20 protein-coding genes, 1 tRNA gene and 2 pseudogenes are annotated in these 20,719 nt (G+C 33.4%); 10 read left to right on the forward strand and 13 right to left on the reverse strand.

Going from position 1 to position 20,719, the window contains the following annotated elements; all coding sequences use genetic code 11:
* Positions 1–100 precede the first annotated feature (100 nt).
* A complete protein-coding gene (locus tag ABWU62_RS01160) occupies positions 101–685 on the forward strand; it encodes a phospholipid-binding protein MlaC (protein WP_353287235.1) in 585 nt (194 codons plus the stop codon).
* Entirely contained in the window at positions 682–1,980 is a 1,299-nt protein-coding gene (locus tag ABWU62_RS01165; RefSeq protein WP_353287236.1) for a bifunctional folylpolyglutamate synthase/dihydrofolate synthase, read from the forward strand. Before ABWU62_RS01160 ends, ABWU62_RS01165 begins: the two co-directional genes overlap by 4 nt.
* On the opposite strand, the gene ABWU62_RS01170 is transcribed toward ABWU62_RS01165, so the two are convergent.
* The 3 genes from ABWU62_RS01170 to ABWU62_RS01180 form a co-directional block, all read right to left on the reverse strand.
* The gene (locus tag ABWU62_RS01170; RefSeq protein WP_353287237.1) at positions 1,968–2,888 is read right to left on the reverse strand and encodes a molecular chaperone DnaJ; all 921 of its coding nucleotides are present in this window, start codon (positions 2,886–2,888) and stop codon (positions 1,968–1,970) included. The genes ABWU62_RS01165 and ABWU62_RS01170 overlap by 13 nt on opposite strands.
* Positions 2,889–3,560: 672 nt before the next feature.
* Positions 3,561–4,034, reverse strand: coding sequence for a hypothetical protein (locus tag ABWU62_RS01175; protein WP_353287238.1), 474 nt, complete (start codon positions 4,032–4,034; stop codon positions 3,561–3,563).
* Positions 4,035–4,095: 61 nt separating this feature from the next.
* A tRNA-Leu gene (locus ABWU62_RS01180) sits at positions 4,096–4,180 on the reverse strand.
* A 62-nt stretch (positions 4,181–4,242) separates the two neighbouring features.
* Between ABWU62_RS01180 and tldD the strand changes: the two genes are divergently transcribed.
* Entirely contained in the window at positions 4,243–5,673 is a 1,431-nt protein-coding gene (gene tldD / locus ABWU62_RS01185) for a metalloprotease TldD (RefSeq protein ID WP_353287239.1), read from the forward strand.
* A 289-nt stretch (positions 5,674–5,962) separates the two neighbouring features.
* Here the strand turns inward: tldD and ABWU62_RS01190 are convergent, their stop codons facing one another.
* The 5 genes from ABWU62_RS01190 to ABWU62_RS01210 all read right to left on the reverse strand — a co-directional run bounded on the left by ABWU62_RS01190 (position 5,963) and on the right by ABWU62_RS01210 (position 10,244).
* Entirely contained in the window at positions 5,963–6,469 is a 507-nt protein-coding gene (locus ABWU62_RS01190) for a hypothetical protein (protein WP_353287240.1), read from the reverse strand.
* 138 nt (positions 6,470–6,607) lie between these two features.
* Positions 6,608–7,093 (reverse strand): hypothetical protein, encoded by a 486-nt coding sequence (locus ABWU62_RS01195; protein WP_353287241.1) that lies wholly within the window; start codon positions 7,091–7,093, stop codon positions 6,608–6,610.
* Between the two features lie 117 nt (positions 7,094–7,210).
* Positions 7,211–8,443, reverse strand: a complete 1,233-nt coding sequence (locus ABWU62_RS01200) for an IS256 family transposase (RefSeq protein WP_353287242.1) — start codon at positions 8,441–8,443, stop codon at positions 7,211–7,213.
* A 29-nt stretch (positions 8,444–8,472) separates the two neighbouring features.
* Entirely contained in the window at positions 8,473–9,081 is a 609-nt protein-coding gene (locus tag ABWU62_RS01205) for a hypothetical protein (protein ID WP_353287243.1), read from the reverse strand.
* Positions 9,082–9,238: 157 nt separating this feature from the next.
* A protein-coding gene (locus ABWU62_RS01210) for an IS630 family transposase (RefSeq protein ID WP_353287184.1) occupies positions 9,239–10,244 on the reverse strand; the annotation gives its coding sequence in 2 pieces (ribosomal slippage) (positions 9,239–9,781 and positions 9,783–10,244; 1,005 coding nt in all).
* Between the two features lie 76 nt (positions 10,245–10,320).
* Between ABWU62_RS01210 and ABWU62_RS01215 the strand changes: the two genes are divergently transcribed.
* Positions 10,321–10,485 carry a hypothetical protein gene (locus ABWU62_RS01215; protein ID WP_353287244.1) on the forward strand — a complete coding sequence of 55 codons (165 nt, stop codon included), beginning with the start codon at positions 10,321–10,323 and terminating at the stop codon, positions 10,483–10,485.
* A 131-nt stretch (positions 10,486–10,616) separates the two neighbouring features.
* Here ABWU62_RS01215 and ABWU62_RS01220 read toward each other — a convergent pair whose 3' ends face one another.
* The 3 genes from ABWU62_RS01220 to ABWU62_RS01230 form a co-directional block, all read right to left on the reverse strand.
* The gene (locus tag ABWU62_RS01220) at positions 10,617–11,375 is read right to left on the reverse strand and encodes a cell division protein FtsQ/DivIB (protein WP_353287245.1); all 759 of its coding nucleotides are present in this window, start codon (positions 11,373–11,375) and stop codon (positions 10,617–10,619) included.
* Positions 11,356–12,381, reverse strand: coding sequence for a D-alanine--D-alanine ligase (locus ABWU62_RS01225; RefSeq protein ID WP_353287246.1), 1,026 nt, complete (start codon positions 12,379–12,381; stop codon positions 11,356–11,358). The genes ABWU62_RS01220 and ABWU62_RS01225 overlap by 20 nt, the downstream gene beginning before the upstream one ends.
* A gap of 142 nt (positions 12,382–12,523) precedes the next feature.
* The gene (locus ABWU62_RS01230) at positions 12,524–12,898 is read right to left on the reverse strand and encodes a ferredoxin family protein (protein WP_353287247.1); all 375 of its coding nucleotides are present in this window, start codon (positions 12,896–12,898) and stop codon (positions 12,524–12,526) included.
* A gap of 61 nt (positions 12,899–12,959) precedes the next feature.
* On the opposite strand from ABWU62_RS01230, the pseudogene dprA reads away from it, so the two are divergent.
* Positions 12,960–13,958: pseudogene (gene dprA, locus ABWU62_RS01235) on the forward strand (DNA-processing protein DprA); the annotation flags it as partial.
* Between the two features lie 59 nt (positions 13,959–14,017).
* Positions 14,018–15,023 (forward strand): IS630 family transposase gene (locus ABWU62_RS01245; RefSeq protein WP_353287249.1). Its coding sequence is split into 2 segments (ribosomal slippage): positions 14,018–14,479 and positions 14,481–15,023, totalling 1,005 coding nucleotides; the frame shifts between segments, so codons are not numbered across the junction.
* A 15-nt stretch (positions 15,024–15,038) separates the two neighbouring features.
* Here the strand turns inward: ABWU62_RS01245 and ABWU62_RS01250 are convergent.
* Positions 15,039–15,768, reverse strand: a pseudogene (locus tag ABWU62_RS01250) (IS630 family transposase); the annotation flags it as partial.
* Between the two features lie 44 nt (positions 15,769–15,812).
* On the reverse strand, positions 15,813–16,670 hold the full coding sequence (locus tag ABWU62_RS01255) for a glycine zipper family protein (protein ID WP_353287250.1): 858 nt from the start codon (positions 16,668–16,670) through the stop codon (positions 15,813–15,815).
* 141 nt (positions 16,671–16,811) lie between these two features.
* On the opposite strand from ABWU62_RS01255, the gene elbB reads away from it, so the two are divergent.
* From elbB to ABWU62_RS01275, 4 genes are all read left to right on the forward strand, one after another.
* A complete protein-coding gene (gene elbB, locus ABWU62_RS01260; RefSeq protein ID WP_353287251.1) occupies positions 16,812–17,510 on the forward strand; it encodes an isoprenoid biosynthesis glyoxalase ElbB in 699 nt (232 codons plus the stop codon).
* Between the two features lie 136 nt (positions 17,511–17,646).
* Entirely contained in the window at positions 17,647–17,955 is a 309-nt protein-coding gene (locus ABWU62_RS01265) for a hypothetical protein (RefSeq protein ID WP_353287252.1), read from the forward strand.
* Positions 17,956–18,013: 58 nt separating this feature from the next.
* The gene (gene ispH / locus ABWU62_RS01270; protein ID WP_353287253.1) at positions 18,014–18,940 is read left to right on the forward strand and encodes a 4-hydroxy-3-methylbut-2-enyl diphosphate reductase; all 927 of its coding nucleotides are present in this window, start codon (positions 18,014–18,016) and stop codon (positions 18,938–18,940) included.
* A gap of 337 nt (positions 18,941–19,277) precedes the next feature.
* Positions 19,278–20,717 (forward strand): hypothetical protein, encoded by a 1,440-nt coding sequence (locus ABWU62_RS01275; RefSeq protein WP_353287254.1) that lies wholly within the window; start codon positions 19,278–19,280, stop codon positions 20,715–20,717.
* Positions 20,718–20,719 lie beyond the last annotated feature (2 nt).

A 20,719-nucleotide genomic window follows, 5' to 3' on the forward strand; every position in this document is an offset into this window, starting at 1 on the left:
TTTATATAGAGTATGTCTATAGATATGTTAAAGCTAGCGATCATTATTTTGCCTTTGTTAAATTTTGCATTTTAAGTATCATAGCTAATAAATATATCTTATGAATGTTATTAAGCTCTTAACCATTTTTATTGTAATCTCCTCAAGTGCTTACGCGAGTTGTATAGGGCACAAAACTTTTGTCCTTGCCATGAAGCAGCAAATAGACAACACGTCTATGAAAGGAAACAGAAAAAATCTAGAACATATACACGAAAAGCTTCGGAAGATCATTCAGAATAATGTTAACCTCAAAGAAATATCTCGATTTGTAATAGGGAAATATTGGAATTTATCTACTCAGAAAGAAAAAGAAGAGTTTCTAAAAGAATATGAAGTATATCTCGCGCGTTTGTGCGCTAAAATTTTGTATAAATACATAAATAATAGTGAAATGATCATAATGAGTACAAAAGCAGTTGACGATGAAACTTGTCTGATAGGAACAAGATTTTCTTATGGTGATGAGGAATTTACAAATATTGACTTTAAAGTTACTAAAAGTGATAGTTCTTTCTTAATAAACGATGTTGTAATGAGTGGGATAAGTATTGCTATTAATCAACGTTCTCAATTTAGTGAAAAGATCGACACGAATGGCATGGCAAGTGTAATAGATGAATTAAAACGTAACAATAATTTATGATATACATGCCTCATTGGCCTAAGCCGATTGGCAGTAGGCCAAAGGATTTTTCTCTTGATCGCATAAAAAGTTTTCTAAATAAATTGGGTAATCCCGAGAAAAAAATACCGCCAATAATTCACATAGCTGGCACTAATGGCAAAGGATCAACACTATCATTTATAAGATATATAATGCAAGCAGCAGGGTATAAAGTTCATACGTACACTTCTCCACATTTAGTGAATTTTAATGAGAGAATAGTTGTTGCAGGCAATGATATCGATGATAGTGAATTACATAACTCACTGGAAGAATGCCGTATAGCAGTTGCGGAACAACATATCACTCTGTTTGAGGCCACAACAATTGCAGCTTTCTTAGCTTTTGCTCGTCATAAAGCGGATATTACTTTAGTTGAAGTGGGTATGGGTGGAAGGCTTGATGCAACAAATGTTATAGATAATCCGATTCTAACGATCATCACTTCCATTGCCCTTGATCATACAGAATATCTTGGTCCTACTGTGGAGATTATAGCAAGTGAGAAGGCTGGAATAATGAAACCTAATGTTCCTTGTGTCATAGCATCACAAGAAAAATCTATAATGAACACGCTAGAACAACACGCAATAAACAAAAAATCTCCCTTATATAGAGGAGGACTTGAATGGAATTGCGAAAAACAGAATAACAGAATAGTCTTTCAATCGACTATTCAATCAATAGAATTTTCTTTGCCATCTTTAAAAGGTGATCATCAAATAATCAATGCAGGAAACGCAATTGCAGCATGTAGCATTTTAAGTGGGAAGTATGGATTTAATATTGGAGAAGAGGACATTGCTTCAGGTTTACAGCGCACTTATTGGCCTGCGCGGCTAGAGTCTATAAAAGAAGGTAATTTAATTTCTTTATTACCAAAAGATTGGCAATTATTTCTAGATGGCGCGCACAACAATGATGGTGCCAGAGTGTTAGCTAAGTGGGTAAGAGACAATTTTGCTGAAGGTATCTATATGATCTTTGGTGTTACTCGTAACAGAAACGTCGCAGAGTTCTTAGAGCACTTAAAGCCATATATCAAACTACTATGCGCGATTTGTGTTAAATCTGAGCCTAAAGCAACAAGTACAGATTTAATTAGAGAAGGAGCTAATAATATAGGAGTAAATGCTATCGAATGTAAATCAATCGGTGATGCAATATCAAATCACATATTAAAAGCCTCTATTCAAAACGTCAAAACCATACTAATCTGTGGCTCGTTATTTTTAGCCAGAGATTTGAGTATGGAGAATAATCAACCTACTTGATGAGCCGAGACGTTAAAAGCACCATCAGGATTTACAATGCTGCTTGGCTTTTCGGTTAATGCTCCTATAGGTACATTTTGTTCATCACCTATTCCTTCAGTTTTTACAAGATTTACAACTTTTCTCTCGTGGATTTCACTTGCTAAGTGTAGTAATAAACTACAACCTAGTACTGTAGCAAATCCAATGAGTATTTTACTGTCTACGCAACTAGATTGATACTGTAACACCAAACCTGCTACTAATAAAATAGGAGGAAGATAATTTGAAATTTGGGAAGTAAGAATTAGATATTTAAATGCTTTACTTTTGAACATTTCATCTTTTAGCTCTTCTTGATCTAAATTTTCACTTTGTTCCCGTTGAGGATTTTGCAAATCCATAGCTTTTTTAAATAAAGAAGACATCAAATAAACAGATAAGAAAAAAGTTGTAACAGATGTTATTAGACTCGCACTAAACAAAATGCCAGGTGCGTCAGTAAAATTAGCAGCCTTATATAGCTTAAACCCCAAGTAAATATACGACACTAATGACGAGATGAGCAGTAGGATATTTACCCGAGTAAAAACAGCATAATACTCTGCACGCTTATCATTCTGACCTTGCTGAATTGATTGTAAATACCTTTTCCATTCCTCAGGAATGATTAATCCCTGATTCTTTCCACTTAGTGGTTTAATATATTGCAAAAGTGCTGCTTTATTTCTGTTAAGGGCTTGTATTTTTTCATCGCTACCTCCTGGTTTATCTGGGTGACACTTTATTGATAACCTTCTATAATTTTTTGCTATTATATTAGATATTTCTAAGAAGTTACGACCTTCTACTTCTTGTACTTGAATGCCTATCTCTTTAAATAAACTTTCATTATAATCATATTCTCTTTTTCTTAGCTTATAGCCCATGTCTCCACCTCATAAATTAACTAACTATTAATACTTTATAATATATAAATTTCCAAATCATGTTAATCATTTCATTCATGCTTATTGTATGAATTATTTCTTTCACGACTACCATGACAAGTGTATGAAAGTTATCATTTAGTGCATAATAGTGCTTCAATGTTTAGGGTTAAAGTTTTCATTGGTCATTTGAGTTACTCAAATCCAATTCATGCCAGTTCTATCTATCTTGTCATTTAAGTAGCCCTTTTTATGTAATCCCAGTACTGGTATCCAGAACAGGTAAGTAAGAAGCACTGGAATGACATCTCTATAGGACTTCTAACTAATCAAAATATCAAGAAATTTACCAAGCAAAAAAAGGCAAAAGAATCCCCCAGTAGTGAGTTTTGACCCTATAATAATTTAAATTGATAATGTGCTAACGCTTATTTTAAGCGCGATTTGGCTGAATGTAGAAAAAATTTAAAAGACATGCAGCCGCTATAATTTTTATGTAATTTGCCAATAAATATCTGAGTTTTTTACTGAATTTTGCTGTTAAATCCGCGGAGATTAAAAACAAGGATAAATACTCTTGCTATCATAGCAAGGGGGATGGCGTAATTTGTCAAGTTAAATAAGCTAACTTATTAACATGTAATAATTAGGCAGCTATTGCAGATTGAATGTTCAAATGATCACTAGCTTTGAGGTTTTGGTTTCATCTATTTGCGGCTGACTAATCATAGTTCGAATGAAATTGGTTGCCATAAAGGTACAACCTAGAATAAAAAAAGCAACGGAAATAAAGGGGATAATAGGAAATTCAAGAGGTAATATAGATGTAATTCCTCCTATTAAAAATGAAACGTTAGATGTAATGTTGAGGCAGATCTTCATTAATTTATCTTGCCAAGAGGTATCGAGTTGCTTATTAAGGCCACACTGCCTAAAATGATCAGTTAATGACCATATATTTAAAGCAAGCGAAAGTGCACTTAGCATAGTGCTGACAATAGTAAAATACAAGCTTAAGGAAGAAATATTTAGGGCTAATGCTGCTATGTACCCACTCAAAGAAGCAATAGATAGTGCAGTAACTAAGCGTTTTGAATAAGTTCGTATTTTTTTTCTGTAAATAAGCCCCTCTTTCTCATAACTCATAAACTTAACAGTAAATACATATTATATCATAACATTAATTGACTTGAAAATCAATATAGAGTGCCCGGGAGAAGACTTGAACTTCCACAACTTGAAAAGTTACTAGCACCTGAAGCTAGCGCGTCTACCAATTCCGCCACCCGGGCTTTTTGTGATTTACTATGTTAAAATAAAATAATATACTCAAATAGTTTTTAGCTCAAAGGTAATGCCAAATCTAGATCAAATATTTTTTGCTCAAAACAATGTTAATATTAATAATGTACATAAAATAGTCAACAACGCTTTGAGCAATAGTGATGGTGGTGAGCTATTTTTAGAGTTTTGCCAATCAGAATCCCTAGTTTTTGATGATAATATATTAAAACATATGGATTTAAATATCAGAAGAGGATTTGGTCTAAGGTCTTTTTGTGAAGATAGTACGTCTTTTGTTTGCTCTTCTGAGATTAGCGAAAAAGAAATTAGTAAAGCTGCTTCCATGGTGAAAAGTTCAGCATCTTTAAGCAAAACAAATTCAGTAAACTTAAATGAGGAGGCAAAAAGCCTGTATTCAACGATTAATCCCATAAATGAAATGGACCTGAGCTCAAAGATTAAACTACTTAATGAGGTTAATGAGTATTTAAGGTCGAAGAATAATTGCGTGAAGCAGGTAAAAATAACTCTAAATGGAGAATGGCAAGTTGTACAAATAATAAAAGATGATCACAGGTTAAGCGATATTAGGCCTTTGGTACGTTTTAATGTACTAGTCATCGTAGAGAAAAATGGCCGAGCTGAGAGAGGTTCTGCAGGGCACGGTGGGAGAGACTCTTATAGTAAATTTGTTTCTGAGAAGAAGTGGAAAGAAGTTGCAAACCAAGCGTTAGAGCAAGCGCTAGTAAATCTTGAGGCAATTCCAGCTCCGGCTGGAGAGATGACAGTTGTTTTAGGTTCAGGTTGGCCAGGGATATTATTGCATGAAGCTGTAGGTCATGGACTTGAGGGTGATTTTAACCGTAAAGGAATCTCGGCATTTTCAAATTCTATGGGTAAACAAGTGGCAGCCAGTAACATTACTGTAGTTGATGATGGAACTCTACCTAATTTGCGTGGCTCTATTAGCATAGACGATGAGGGTACTTCACCTGTCTATAATGTGCTGATAGAAGATGGAATTCTCAAAGGATATATGCAAGATCACATGAACGCCAAACTTATGGGTGTAAATCCAACAGGTAATGGTAGAAGGGAAAGTTATGAAGAAGTTACTATGCCACGCATGACAAACACCTATATGTTGCCAGGAAAATATACACCAGGAGAAATAATATCCAGCGTAAAGAGAGGCTTATATGCAGTAAATTTTGGTGGTGGACAAGTTGATATAACATCAGGAAAATTTGTTTTCTCATCTTCGGAAGCTTATCTAATAGAAAATGGTAAAATTACACAGCCAGTTAAAGGAGCAACACTCATTGGTGACGGTCCAACAGTGTTGAAAAAAGTATCAATGATTGGTAATGATCTAAAGTTAGATCCTGGTGTTGGTACGTGCTCAAAAGACGGACAAAATGTGCCTGTTGGAGTTGGTCAGCCAACACTCAAGGTCGATGCAATAACTGTTGGTGGAACTGAATATGTAGATAAGGGCTAAGCGAACTCTAGCTCATGCTGTACAATTGTACAAACATTGTAACCATTATTCAAGTAGCTCATAGAGATGCAAAAACTACTTAACGAATTTCCCTGCCTTCCTTGCCATAACGTGTATAACAATCTCACAAAAAATAATATCATAGAATTCAATAGGTAATCTTAAAAAATCCCTAAGGAAAGTAAAATGCTGTTTAAATAGGCTGATATAGATGGTTTTACGATATAATAAAATTATTATAAACAAGAACTTATAAACTCTTGCAAATGAATTTGTGAGTTTAGCGGTGTTAGGAATACCTGGCTCTTTTATGTGGATTGATATTCTCAATAACCCGCTCTAGAGATAGATTATATAATTTTGACATAGGTTCTTGGCATGTGATATTTTTCTCGAATATAGAGAATGGTATAAATGACTTTATATCTATATTCAGCTCTAGGGGAAGATCTTCAATGTTTACGTTCATCCCTGATAAAGGGTATTCTATGTCCATGTGCAGCTTTGGGGGAAGGTATTCAATTATATCTGTGTAGACATTCTTGTTGTTACTCAAGTAATCGATATCAATATCTGTGACTTTACCGACTATATTCGTGATTTTACCAGCTATACGCAGAGGTATGGCAAGCTTCAAATTCTGCCTTACATGAGGGTCAACATTTCCAAATATACTTATAAGACTCCCATCAGTAACATTACTAATTATTGCCTTTAGCCTTTCATTATTGATAGAACTAATGTGTTTAACAGCATTCTGATCTTCTAATAATTCTAGAACCCTTGTGCTACTCAATCTTTCGTTATTAAGTACAAGTCGAAATTTTTCAGCATCAATAGAATTGATTTGATCAAATCAATTCTGATCTTCTAGTAATCTCATAACCATGGGATTATCAAATTTATTACTACTGAGTATAAGTTCAAGTTTTTTCTAATCAATAGAATTGCTTCGTTCGAATAAACTTTGGTCTTCTAGTACTTTTATAATATCTCTAAAACTAAACTTATTAAATATGAGTTCTAATTTTTCAGGAACAATCAAATTGATGTGATCAACAACTTTCCAATTTTCTAGTAATTCTATAATATCCTTATAATTAAACCTCTTAAATATAAGGTTAGATTTTTTAGGAGCAATCAAATTGATGAGATCAACAACTTCCTGATTTTTTAGTAGTTCTATAGTATCTACGCAATTGAGCTTATCATTATAAAATATGAGTCGAAATTTTTCAATGTTAAAAGCAATGATGTTCTCAACAACTTCCTGGTTTTTTAGTAGTGTTATAATATCGCTAAAAAGAAACTTATTATCACAAAGCATAAATCGAAGTTTTTCATAATCAATAAAATTGATGTGCTTAACAATCTCTTGATTTTCTAATAATCTTGTCACTGCTACTAGTATACTGTCCACTATTAAATTTCTTGCTATTATGAATGAGTTTCAATTTTTCATAATCAATAAAATTTAGGTACTCAACAACTTTTTGATTTCCTGGGAACGTTCAAAAAAGTGTGTCAAACCGCATTTTCAATTCAACTCAATTTTTAACCTGCCAGGAAAAAAGATATCAAGTTGAGACATAGTTAAAGCCCAGTTAGGCAAAGCAGTAATCCACTTTTGCTCTACCTTTTTTATAGCACAATATACCTGTTTGTACAAGGCATTTGTACTGGTAAATGAACCTTTAGTTTTAGTAAATTTTCTGATCTGTCTATGCAACCCCTCAATTGGATTGGTGGTGTAAATCATCTTCCTAACTGGCCCAGAATACTTAAAATAACTAGATAAATTTTCCCAATTGTTTTGCCACGATTTTGTAACTAAGGGATATTTTTCACTCCATTTTTCTTCCAGCTCAAGCAAATAATTCTCAGCGATTTCTTTACTTGAAGCACGATATATTTTTTTCAAATCATTCATGAAAACTTTTACATCTTTGCTAGATACATATTTCAGTGAATTCCTTATCTGATGCACTATACATAGCTGTACTTCTGCTTTAGGAAATACACTATTTATAGCTGTAGGAAAGCTTTTTAGTCCATCAATGCAGGCAATTAAAATATCTTCTACTCCTCTTTCTTTGAGGTCATTTAGAACTCCCAACCAGAAGTTAGCTCCCTCACTTTCAGCCAAATAAAAACCTAATACTTCTTTTCTGCCATTTTGATTTATACCCAATATATTATACATGCATTTACTTACGCAATGTCCGTCCTCCTTGACCTTAAAAAACATGCCATCCATGAACACTATTGGATACACTGATTGCAGTGGACGGCTGCGCCATTCATTGATTATTGGTAGCAATTTACCAGTAATACTGGATATCTCTGCTGCTGATATTTTATGGTCATATATTTCCTCAACGTGTGAAGCTATGTCTCTGTATCCCATGCCACTGGCGTATGTACTTAAGACCTTTGCTTCAAGTTCTGGATGTAGGCTCGTTTGCCTTTTTTTGACTATTTGCGGTTCAAAGTTTCCCTCCCTATCTCTTGGTGTTAGCAGCTCAAATGAACCTGCACTCGTGCGTAAAGTTTTTGCATTTCTCCCATTTCTTCGGTTATTTTCTTCACTTTTAGCTGACATGTGGCTTTCTATTTCACCTTCCAGACTTGCCTCTAGCAACCTTTTTATAAACGGTGTTAATGCTCCATCTCTTCCTGTCAATGGTCTTCCTTCTCGTATAGATGACAGGATATTTGTTTCTAATTCTTTATAATCTACCAACCCATTAGTTCTATTTGCTTGACTCATATCAAACCTCCATTTTTTATATCAATTTATTACTTTTTTTTCGGTTTGACACACTTTTTTGAACGTTCCCGATTTCCTAGTAACTTCATAATATCTTCACCACTAAACTTATTACTTTTAAGCATGAGTTGAAGCTTTTTATCACCAATAGATTTAACTTTATCAGATAAACTTTGATCTTTTAGTAATTCTGTAGCATGTTTATCACTAAGCTTACCACTCTCAACCATAATGCGTTGAACAAGACGAATACTAGCAATAGTATCTTTATTTGCTATTGGTATTTCCACACCTGCGTAGTTATCAAACTGACTATCACCAAGTATGCATTTACGTTTTTCATCATCAGTATCAGTTTTTTCATCTTCATCGCAATCAAAATTATCATAATATCCATAATCTTCTTCATTTTCCTCGTCATCACTACTTTCAAGTTTATAATCACTATTGCAAGTATCTTTTAGTACTTCTAGGATATTGCGCTCTGAAGTCGCATCACTTAATATGGATCTAAACAGTTCATCATCGTAATTATTGATGCTATCAACAATGTCCTCATCTGATAGTAATTCTTCAATACCTTTATAACTAAACTTACTGTTATACCTGCATATGATTTCAAGTTTACTATAGTTCATCGAATTGATGCTATCAACAATTCTCTGACTTGATAGTAATCTTGCGTTACAAGCCTTGTAACTGTTATATATCAATTGAAAGTTTTTTATTGTTTTTTATCAGGGCTTCTACTGTTTCTTTATAGCCGTTTCTAGCTGCTAATACCAACTCTCATTATTAATGAACCAAATAAGAAGCATTGCAGAGTTGTTTAGCCGTGGAAGGGGAAAGAGAGGTAATAAATTTACACAAAGCGCTCTCAAGCAGAACAATTGTATCGTAGATTTTATTGCGCAAAATGTTCTGTTTTATATATAACCAAAACCTCTCAACAGGATTGAGGTCAGGTGAGTATGGTGGTAGGTATATAATTTCGATATTTTTAGGTATCTTTAAACTTTTTGACTTATGCCAACTAGCGCAATCCATCACGAGAAAAGCCTTTCGTATTCCTAAATATTGCGACATCTGTTCAAGGAATATATTTATACAAGCAGTGTTGACGTTTGGTGCAAATAAGCTAAAATTCTCTCCATTTCTGGGATTAACTGCACTATAGAGATAAAAATTTTCCCTACCTAATTTTACCTTAACCTGTGTCCTACTGCCTTTTTTAAACCACCCATGTCCAACTTTTGAATGTGTACCAAACCGTGATTCATCGAAGAAAAATAGCTCTTTTTCAGAATGCATGACAATAGTTTCATTGAGGTTTTTTTTTAAACTCCTCTTGCTTATTTTTATCCTGTCCACTATGAACTGGTCTTGGTGTGATATATGAGAATTTCATTCTTTGCATATTACGATGTATTGTGGATTTGCTGATATTCAAACCAAATCTTTCTTGGATTCTTATTCTCATTTCTCTAATAGTAATATTGGGGTTTTCCTCTATCCACACCTCAATTTGTTCAAGTTGACTTTGGTTCAATATAGTTTTTCTACGGCGTTGAGGTGGAGAAAATAATTTTTCTTCTCTTCCAAATTTTATGTGCTTTATCCATGTAGTAATTGCCTTTCTCGAAATGCAACATATTTTTGCTACAGCTGTTATACTGTGCTTTTTTGCTGCAATTACAGCATTTAGTTTTTTTGCAACATACGCATTATTTCTTACTTTCTTCAGCATCTCTTTTGCTGATTCCACCACTTTTTCATCCAATAATTTTGATCTTAATGCCATCTAAACCTCGCTATTTTACTTACTCCAGTATGGCTTTTTTTCCATTATTGTCTATTCGTTGCTTGTATAGCGGGAATTGGTATTACATGATTATGCAGAGAAGAATATAGGTATAAACACAGAAATATTTAAAAAACTAAAACGTGCTAAAGAAAACTCTCAGTCTAAGGGAGATCTTTGTGGTGTTTCTGTTTTAAAACATTCTACTCCAGATCAAGGCTTTTTGTTTAGTAATGGTTAATGCTTCCTTCTATAATGCAAAATCCATACTCACCCAACCTAATTAATTACTTGCAATCTGGATCCCAGTGTCAAGCTACTCGGATGACAGAAAAAGTGCTACTTGCGTTACAAAAAGGAGCACTGAGCAGATCACCTTTTTACAAAGATTTTATCGGCAACACGCATATCAATTATGCTCCAATTGCTAAAAGTAAAGTCGGTTGTATTTTGCAAGTGGTTTAAATAATCCCATGCACTATAAGGATTATCTTCAGGTAATTTTACTGTGTAACTGTCATCGAGTATGATATTCCATCTTCTATTGCCTACATAAACACAAGAAGAAATGTGGTCACTTAATTGAGTTTTACTCTCTAACACATCTCTAACAAATTCTAGGTTTGATAACGAGTTTTGTCCTGTAATTACAACAAGATCATCTACTGGATAGTCATCTACGATCACTTTGCCTTCGAAATCAATTACCGAAGTTTTGTTATTATCTTTCCAGAGAGCAAACGGTTTATGCTCATCTATATTAATATGTAGGGTATTGGGCAAAATTCTGTGAACTCTTACGTATTTTATCCATCTGCTTACGGATTGTATGTTACCGGCAAGTTTTGAAAGTGATATATACAGGATAGGTTGCGTTCTATCTGTCAAACTTAGAATATCCTTTTTGTTTGTAAATTTATTGCCGCTCACGATTACTTCGTCGATTGAAAATCCACTACTGAGTAATAAACTAGATAGGCAGTCATTATACCAAGTAAAGTAGTAATTAAATCGATTTATTATTTTATCAAGTGAGCTGTAGAGTATTAGTGTAAGGAAAAGTGCAGTTATAATCATGAAAGCACACTTGCGCAAAAAACTCCTTTGGCTTCTAGTAACATTGTTCAACATCGGCTTGATCTCTAATATTCCTGTGGTGTAAACTGTCTTCGACAACAATTTTAACTAATTCATTAAAATCGATTCCTTTTGTCAATTTTGCAATTTCTGGCACTAATGATAACTCAGTAAAGCCAGGATGTGTATTAATCTCAAGCATTTTTAAAGTGTTATTTTTGGGATTATAACGAAAATCTGAGCGGGAAACAGTTTTGCATCCTAAAAATTGATGAACTTTTAGTGCGTGTTCCAAGGTCATTTTATATATATTGTCAGGAATTTCAGCAGGAAATATATGTTCTGCAAATCCATCTGTATACTTTGCTTCATAATCATAGAATTTATTTTTTGGTCGTATTTCCATAGTGCCAATTGCTTCGTTCAGCAACACAGCAGTATGTAACTCTATACCAGGTATATACTCTTCTACGATCATCAAATCTCTTAAATAACCTTTTGTCATCCAAGTATCTCCTTTCTTGTCATCCCAGTGCTTCGACACTGGGATCCATTTTTCTTCTTTCTGGTCATGCGCTGCAAACATGTTTTTTGATTTTAAGTAATCCTCATGCGAGAAAATCATGTGTACTCCGATGCTAGAACCTTCGTTAATTGGTTTTAAGACGTACGGATAATCAATTGTAATATTATTTTTTAGCAGATCTTCTCGACTAATTACATCACCTTTTGGAGTGTTGATATTAAGTGATCGAAATATATGTTTTGACATTGCCTTGTTCATCGCAACAGCCGAAGCCATAACTCCGGAGTGTGTATATTCTATACCTAAGATTTCCAATAAACCTTGAATACAGCCATCTTCACCATAAGGACCATGTAGAGCAATAAAAGCAAGGCCCGGATTAATTTTTCTAAGCTTTTCAGCAATGTTGCTATCAACATCTATTTCTATTGCATTATATGATAAGCTATCAAGTGCCTTCTTGACTGCTTTTCCGCTCATAAGAGATATTTCTCTTTCACAAGAAAATCCGCCATTTAGAATTGCTACAACCATTTTCTATATAGCATAATAAAAGGTACCCCTGTCTTCAATAGAAAAAATGTTTCTACCCACAACTGTACAAAGATTACAGGTAGTAGATGTTGACACTGTTTCTTTCCTGGATTCCAGTGCTCATTACTTGCAAAACGCAGCACTACTTTAGATTTTCATCAAAATAAGCTGTTTTATCCTTTTTTTCTTTATACTCTTCTGCTGTATCTAAGGGTTGCTTTTTAGCTGTGATATTTGGCCACTTTTGCGAATATTCCACGTTTATGTTGTAAAATGATTTAAAGATTTTTTGTTCATTGTTCAGCAAGCCTTCGTCTAGCTCTAGAATATCTGTTATGGAATCATCAGTTACAATTGCATCTACTGGACACTCAGGTATACACACTCCACAATCAATACATTCATCTGGGTTAATCACGAGCATGTTTTTACCTTCATAGAAGCAGTCAACGGGACATACTTCTACACAGTCCGTATATTTACATTTTATGCATTTATCCGTAACAAAATGCGTCATAAAACACTGTATATTTACATTATCTTGGGTACACTAAATTAATAAGAAATTCAAGCTTTTTATGAAGATAAATAAATTAAATAACGAAGAATTAGGAGTATGGCTAAGCTTGGCTAGAACTGTGGGGCCAGTAAAGTTCTTTAGTATACTGAGAGCATGTGGGTCGCTAGGTGAAGTGCTTAAATATCTTAATGAGTTGGCTAATAAGGATTATGAAATTCAAAGTGCAAAAGAAGAAATTAAGAATGCAGAAAAAATTGGAGCTAAAATTATACCAGCATGTGATCCAGATTACCCTGACATTTTAAGGAATATCTCTGGTTGTCCTCCTGTAATAACTACACTTGGTGATGTGTCGTTATTAAGCCATGAGATAATTGCAATAATCGGTGGACGTAATTCTTCAATCAATGGAAGAAATTTTGCCAATAAGTTGGCACTTAATTTAAGCGAGGCTGGTTTTATTATCGTTTCTGGACTTGCAAGGGGAATCGACACTGCAGCAAACAGTGTAATATACAAAAATCACCTAACCATTGCTGTCACAGCAAGCGGAATTGACGTAGTATACCCAAGAGAAAATCTTGATCTATACAAAAAAATCACTGAAAATGGCGGATTAGTAATTACTGAGCTTCCATTTGCTACTAAACCAAAGCCTCAGTATTTTCCTCAAAGGAATCGAATTATATCTGGCCTGTCACTCGGTGTTGTGGTAATCGAAGCATCAAAAAAGTCTGGTTCTCTCATCACAGCAGATTTTGCTTTGAATCAAGGAAGAGAGGTATTTGCAGTTTCTGGTTTCCCTTTAGATTCACGTTGTAGTGGTAGTAATTATTTAATTAAAAACGGTGCTAAGCTTATCGAGTCCGCTGATGACGTAATAGAGAGTATTAGGTTTAGTTTACCTCCGCAGCAAAAAAAACTATTTAATGTTGAGCACTATGCTGTTAACCAAAAACAAGAAAAATTACAACAGGCAAAATCTGTTATAGTTGATCATATTAACTCTGTACCTGTTGATATAGATGAACTTATACCAATTCCCGCTATACAAGCAACGAATAGACAATAATGGAAAAAAAGCCATACTGGAGTAAGTAAAACAGCGAGGTTTAGATGGCATTAAGATCAAAATTATTGGATGAAAAAGTGGTGGAATCAGCAAAAGAGATGCTGAAGAAAGTAAGAAATAATGCGTATGTTGCAAAAAAACTAAATGCTGTAATTGCAGCAAAAAAGCACAGTATAACAGCTGTAGCAAAAATATGTTGCATTTCGAGAAAGGCAATTACTACATGGATAAAGCACATAAAATTTGGAAGAGAAGAAAAATTATTTTCTCCACCTCAATGCCGTAGAAAAACTATATTGAACCAAAGTCAACTTGAACAAATTGAGGTGTGGATAGAGGAAAACCCCAATATTACTATTAGAGAAATGAGAATAAGAATCCAAGAAAGATTTGGTTTGAATATCAGCAAATCCACAATACATCGTAATATGCAAAGAATGAAATTCTCATATATCACACCAAGACCAGTTCATAGTGGACAGGATAAAAATAAGCAAGAGGAGTTTAAAAAAAAACCTCAATGAAACTATTGTCATGCATTCTGAAAAAGAGCTATTTTTCTTCGATGAATCACGGTTTGGTACACATTCAAAAGTTGGACATAGGTGGTTTAAAAAAGGCAGTAGGACACAGGTTAAGGTAAAATTAGGTAGGGAAAATTTTTATCTCTATAGTGCAGTTAATCCCAGAAATGGAGAGAATTTTAGCTTATTTGCACCAAACGTCAACACTGCTTGTATAAATATATTCCTTGAACAGATGTCGCAATATTTAGGAATACGAAAGGCTTTTCTCGTGATGGATTGCGCTAGTTGGCATAAGTCAAAAAGTTTAAAGATACCTAAAAATATCGAAATTATATACCTACCACCATACTCACCTGACCTCAATCCTGTTGAGAGGTTTTGGTTATATATAAAACAGAACATTTTGCGCAATAAAATCTACGATACAATTGTTCTGCTTGAGAGCGCTTTGTGTAAATTTATTACCTCTCTTTCCCCTTCCACGGTTAAACAACTCTGCAATGCTTCTTATTTGGTTCATTAATAATGAGAGTTGGTATAAATATTGCGACATCTGTTCAAGGAATATATTTATACAAGCAGTGTTGACGTTTGGTGCAAATAAGCTAAAATTCTCTCCATTTCTGGGATTAACTGCACTATAGAGATAAAAATTTTCCCTACCTAATTTTACCTTAACCTGTGTCCTACTGCCTTTTTTAAACCACCCATGTCCAACTTTTGAATGTGTACCAAACCGTGATTCATCGAAGAAAAATAGCTCTTTTTCAGAATGCATGACAATAGTTTCATTGAGGTTTTTTTTTAAACTCCTCTTGCTTATTTTTATCCTGTCCACTATGAACTGGTCTTGGTGTGATATATGAGAATTTCATTCTTTGCATATTACGATGTATTGTGGATTTGCTGATATTCAAACCAAATCTTTCTTGGATTCTTATTCTCATTTCTCTAATAGTAATATTGGGGTTTTCCTCTATCCACACCTCAATTTGTTCAAGTTGACTTTGGTTCAATATAGTTTTTCTACGGCATTGAGGTGGAGAAAATAATTTTTCTTCTCTTCCAAATTTTATGTGCTTTATCCATGTAGTAATTGCCTTTCTCGAAATGCAACATATTTTTGCTACAGCTGTTATACTGTGCTTTTTTGCTGCAATTACAGCATTTAGTTTTTTTGCAACATACGCATTATTTCTTACTTTCTTCAGCATCTCTTTTGCTGATTCCACCACTTTTTCATCCAATAATTTTGATCTTAATGCCATCTAAACCTCGCTGTTTTACTTACTCCAGTATGGCTTTTTTTCCATTATCGTCTATTCGTTGCTTGTATAGCGGGAATTGGTATAAGACCTTTGTTCAGAAGTCTACTCATATCATCTTCTGAAAAATTTTGAATAGTTCCATTCTTTACTAACTCTTGTATAACAGATTTCTGCTCTTGATTTTGAAGCATTTCTACTATCTTGTTCTGATTCTTAGCGTCTTCCACGCTTTGCCCTGCTTTTAACTTACTATCGTCTGCAATACCTGCAAGCAATTCACTACGTAATCTATCAAAATTATTCTCTCTTGCTTGAATTGTAGGTAATTTATCGATTACATCTTTCACAAAACTTTTCACTGCTTTTCCTACTTCAATCGCACCTTCTTTTATCTCACCTCTATTCTGGTATATAAGATAACCAATAGCAGCTATAGCAACTAGTGCCATAAATCCTACGAATGCTGCCCCACCACCAATTAATGCACCAGTCACTCCTCCTACTGTTAATAAACCTGCTAGTACACCTGTTAGTGTTGTCACTGCTGCTCCACTTATTAACCCCTGAGCTAACAGTTGATTGCCTAAAGTTTCAAGCTCTTTCTCCATGCCTTTTACTTTATTTACTTGTTCCAAAAATTCTTTTGATTCAACTTTGTTTTTCTCAAAATCTTCCAATATAAGACTTATTACACCCTCAAAAAGATCTTTATTTTCCATCAGAAATTTAGACATATCATTGATAGTTGATTCATTAAAAATTTCACCTTTCTTTTCAAAGCCATTTAGTCTTAATAGATCCTGCAATTTTTGTAACAAATCTTCTTTTTTACTAATATGTCTTACTACATCTTCAATGAACTTGTCCGAATTGGTTGGATTTGCTGTACCACCTTGTACCATATTCGACTCCCATTAATTATAAATATGCCTAATTATATATACTAATTATTAATTATATTATAATTGACATAAAATAATTACTCCTTTCCAAATATGTAATTTGTATTACAATACCTAGATTATATGAAATCAAGGTATTTTATGGGTGAGAAAAAATTAAGAGCTGCTGTGGTTTTATCAGGATGCGGCCACCTCGACGGCACAGAGGTGAGAGAAGCAGTCTTAACTCTGCTTGTGTTTGATCAGCAGGAAGTTGAAGTCACGTGCTTTGCTCCTGATGTTGATATCACACAAGTTATGAATCACAAAACAAAAGAAGCAGTAAAAGAAAAAAGGAATGTACTTGTAGAAGCAGCAAGAATTGCAAGAGGTGAGATAAATGATTTAAGAGAAGCTAAAGCTGAAAATTTTGACATGCTAGTCGTACCTGGTGGATATGGAGTTGCGAAAAATTTATCTGACTTAGCTGAAAATAAAACAGTAATGCCTGAGTTTGAAAGATTAGTCTCAGAGTTCTTTGTTGCAAAAAAGCCAATAGGAACTATATGTATATCTCCAGCCATTATTGTTTTAATTTTAAGTAGCAAGATAGGTAAAGAAAAAAGTAAGATTAAGGTAACTATAGGAGACGACAAAGACCAGTTGATAGAGAAGCTCGGCGGCGAACATATAACATGCGATACAAAGCTATCAATAGAAGACGAAAAGCATAATATATTTTCCTGTTCTGCTTATATGCGTAGCGATGAAAGTACATACTCTGTATATCAAGGAATAAAGCACATGATTGACAGCATGGTGAAAAAAATTAATAAAAAAACTAAACAACCATTTCTCTAAAGTATAGTTTCTTATACAATTAATTATGTTATACTTCCAGTTGCATTATTGCTGTAGCCAAAGTAATCTGTAATTGCTTATTAACAATAAGTTATATTTAGTATGTAAGTTTAGTTCTTTTTTTATAGATGTAAATATGTCAGATCTTTTTTATATTGAAAGTGAGTGTTGTATAGATGGTCAGTGTGATACTTATGAAGGAAAAGTGAGTTTTAATGATGTCATGTTAGGCAAGTTTGGTTTAAATTCAGACAGTGAAAAAAAAGCTATGGTAAATCTAGACATCGTTACATTTGATATCAATATTGCCATGGATGACCAAGATGGAAGGACAATCACAAGAGACCTCAAGGGTCCTGAATTTGTAATTAAAGATGACGGTTCTTGGTATATTAATAAGAATCTTGGTAATGATAAATTTAAAATTATAGTAAAGCAGCTATGATATGAAACATAGTGAGCGGAGCTTACTTTTTAGCAATGTTTACATACTTACTTAAAAAATGGAGATTATCTTAGCTGAACCACGTGGTTTCTGTGCAGGAGTTAAAAGAGCTGTAGACATATTAGCAATTACTTTAGAGAAATACAAAAATGAACGCCAAGTTTATGTACTACACGAAATCGTTCATAATAAGTATATAGTAGAGGACTTCAAGAAACAAGGAGTGGTTTTTGTAAGCAGCATAGAAGACATTAAAGACAATAGAGGGATATTGATCTTTAGCGCACATGGAGTGTCGAAAAGTATAGAGGATGAGGCAAAAAGAAAGGGTGTTCAAGTGATTGATGCAACATGTCCATTAGTCAGCAAAGTACATAAAGAGGCAAAAAGGTATGAGGATAATGGTAAAGAATTAATTCTAATTGGACATGAAAATCATCCAGAAGTTAAAGGAATTATAGGAAGAGTAAGTAATCCTATATCTCTAGTACAAACTATGCAAGACGTATACAATTTACAAATCAAAGATCCAGATAATTTATCTTATGTAACACAAACCACGTTAAGTATTGACGATACCAAAGAAATTATTGCTACACTGAAGCTCAGATTTCCAAGTATTACAGGCCCCGACTTAAAAGATATATGCTATGCAACGCAAAATAGGCAGAACGCTGTTAAAAAATTGGCTAAAATTACAGACGTAGTGTTAATTATAGGAAGTAAAAACAGTTCTAATTCAAACCGCTTATTAGACCTGTGCATTTCCAGAGGAAAAAGAGCCTATTTGATTGATAATTACAGATGCGTGAACAGAAGCTGGTTACAGGGCGCAGAAAAAATAGGAATTACTGCAGGTGCTTCTGCTCCTGATATATTAGTTGATGAATTAATACATTACTTAAAAATAAATATGAATACAAAAATTTCAGTTATGCCAGATGGATTCACTGAAAATGTTCAGTTTAAGTATACTAAATGGTAATGTGCAACAAAGTGCATCAAATCAAGTCTTTATTTCAACTCAATTTTAGTCTCTTATTAAGAAAGAAAACATCAAGCTGAGATATGGTTAATTCTCGTTCATCAGGTTAAGTTGTGTCTAATATACCTTCGCCTTAAGGTAAAAAATCCTACAGGGGAACACTAAAATATAAAAAAACCTTCGTCATATAAATAGGTTAATATTACTACTAAATTTATCAAAAAGTTATAATATAAATGGTGTTGCTGTGAAAATTTATGATAATATTTCCATCTAATGTTTAATGAATTTCAATAAATTACCTTTTTAATTCTAGATGAGTATACGCTTTATTAATATGTTTGGATCAAGATCCGAAAGTAAGTTTATGCTTTCTCTAGGAGAAGAAGGCATAATGTTACTATATTTTAAAAATGATACTTTAAATAAAAGGTATTTTGCTAAAGACAAAAATAATAAAGTTGTTTCTGACTTAATTTCGTGTCTTTCATTAGATAAAAAGGCACCTTTATACCTGGTGCTCAATCACGCTGATCAGAGCTATTCGTTACAGTCTATTCCAAGAGTGAATAGGATTAGTGCTTATCTATCAGCAAAAACAAAAATGGAACATCTTGCTCATAACAATGATATAAATTCGATCCTCTTAGTTGAAAAGCCAAATAAATTTAACCAGAACTGGTGCTACCTCTTTGTTTCATCAAAAGCAAAGCATTTAATAGAATATTGGTTAAATGTATTTGTTGAAATAGGCTCTAACTTTAAAGGAATATTAATGTTTCCTTTAGAAGTAAGCAGTATAGCAAAAAAGATTCTACATAAAGATCCTAATAATTGGAAAATTATAGTTACTGCAACTAAAACAGGTGGCTACAGGCAAGTGATTCTTAAAGAGAATAAAATAATATTTACGCGTTTAATACCATTTACTAATGATAATTTACCAGGGATCATTGCTGGTGGAATATATCAGGAAGTACAAAATACCATTCGATCTTTAACTAAATTTGGATTTGAAAAAAATAGCCCTATTGATCTTTGTATCATAGTGTCAGAAGCTATTAAAGCTAGCCTATCAGTCATAAATTTTTCAGAGAATAGTATGAGTATATTAACTCCATATGAGCTAGGTAAACTATTGGAGACAGGATTAGCTATAAGCGAAAAAGATAGCTTTTGTGATACTACAATTTTGTTCCACAGCTTTAAGAATAAGCCAATAAATATTTTTAACACAAAAGAAACTAAAGAATTTTATCTATTTAACTACCTTTATTTAAACTCTCCTCGAATTTTTCTATATCTCATCTTGGTTATAGTTACAACTAACACCTTTTATTTGCAAAACTTGTATTCGAATTTCAATATTGCTGATAATTTATCTGCGAAGCAGAACACTTTAAATAACAAACTAATAAGATTTAGCCAAAGCTATAATGTAAAGAAGATAGATGAAGTTTACGATTTTATTAATATCAATAATACTTTATCAAAAATAGAATACTCTCCTCTCACACAAGTTAAGCATGTAGAAAAGTTAAAAGTACCAGGTGTAAAGCTTCAATCATTTGAGTGGAATTATAATGAGGCAAAAAGTTATATTACCACAACTTTAAGGTTTAATTTTCAATCTAATAAAGATATTTCTCATCAATACAAGAAGCTACAGAAAAACTTAAACGATAATTTTCGTATCCATGATGTTAGTATTTCTAACTTACCTACTACTAAAGAAAAAAATCCATCTATTGATGTTGAAATAGGAGAGGCAATGTAGAC

Origin of the sequence: Wolbachia endosymbiont (group B) of Gerris lacustris (assembly GCF_964028355.1) — a bacterium.
Classification (GTDB): Bacteria; Pseudomonadota; Alphaproteobacteria; order Rickettsiales; family Anaplasmataceae; genus Wolbachia.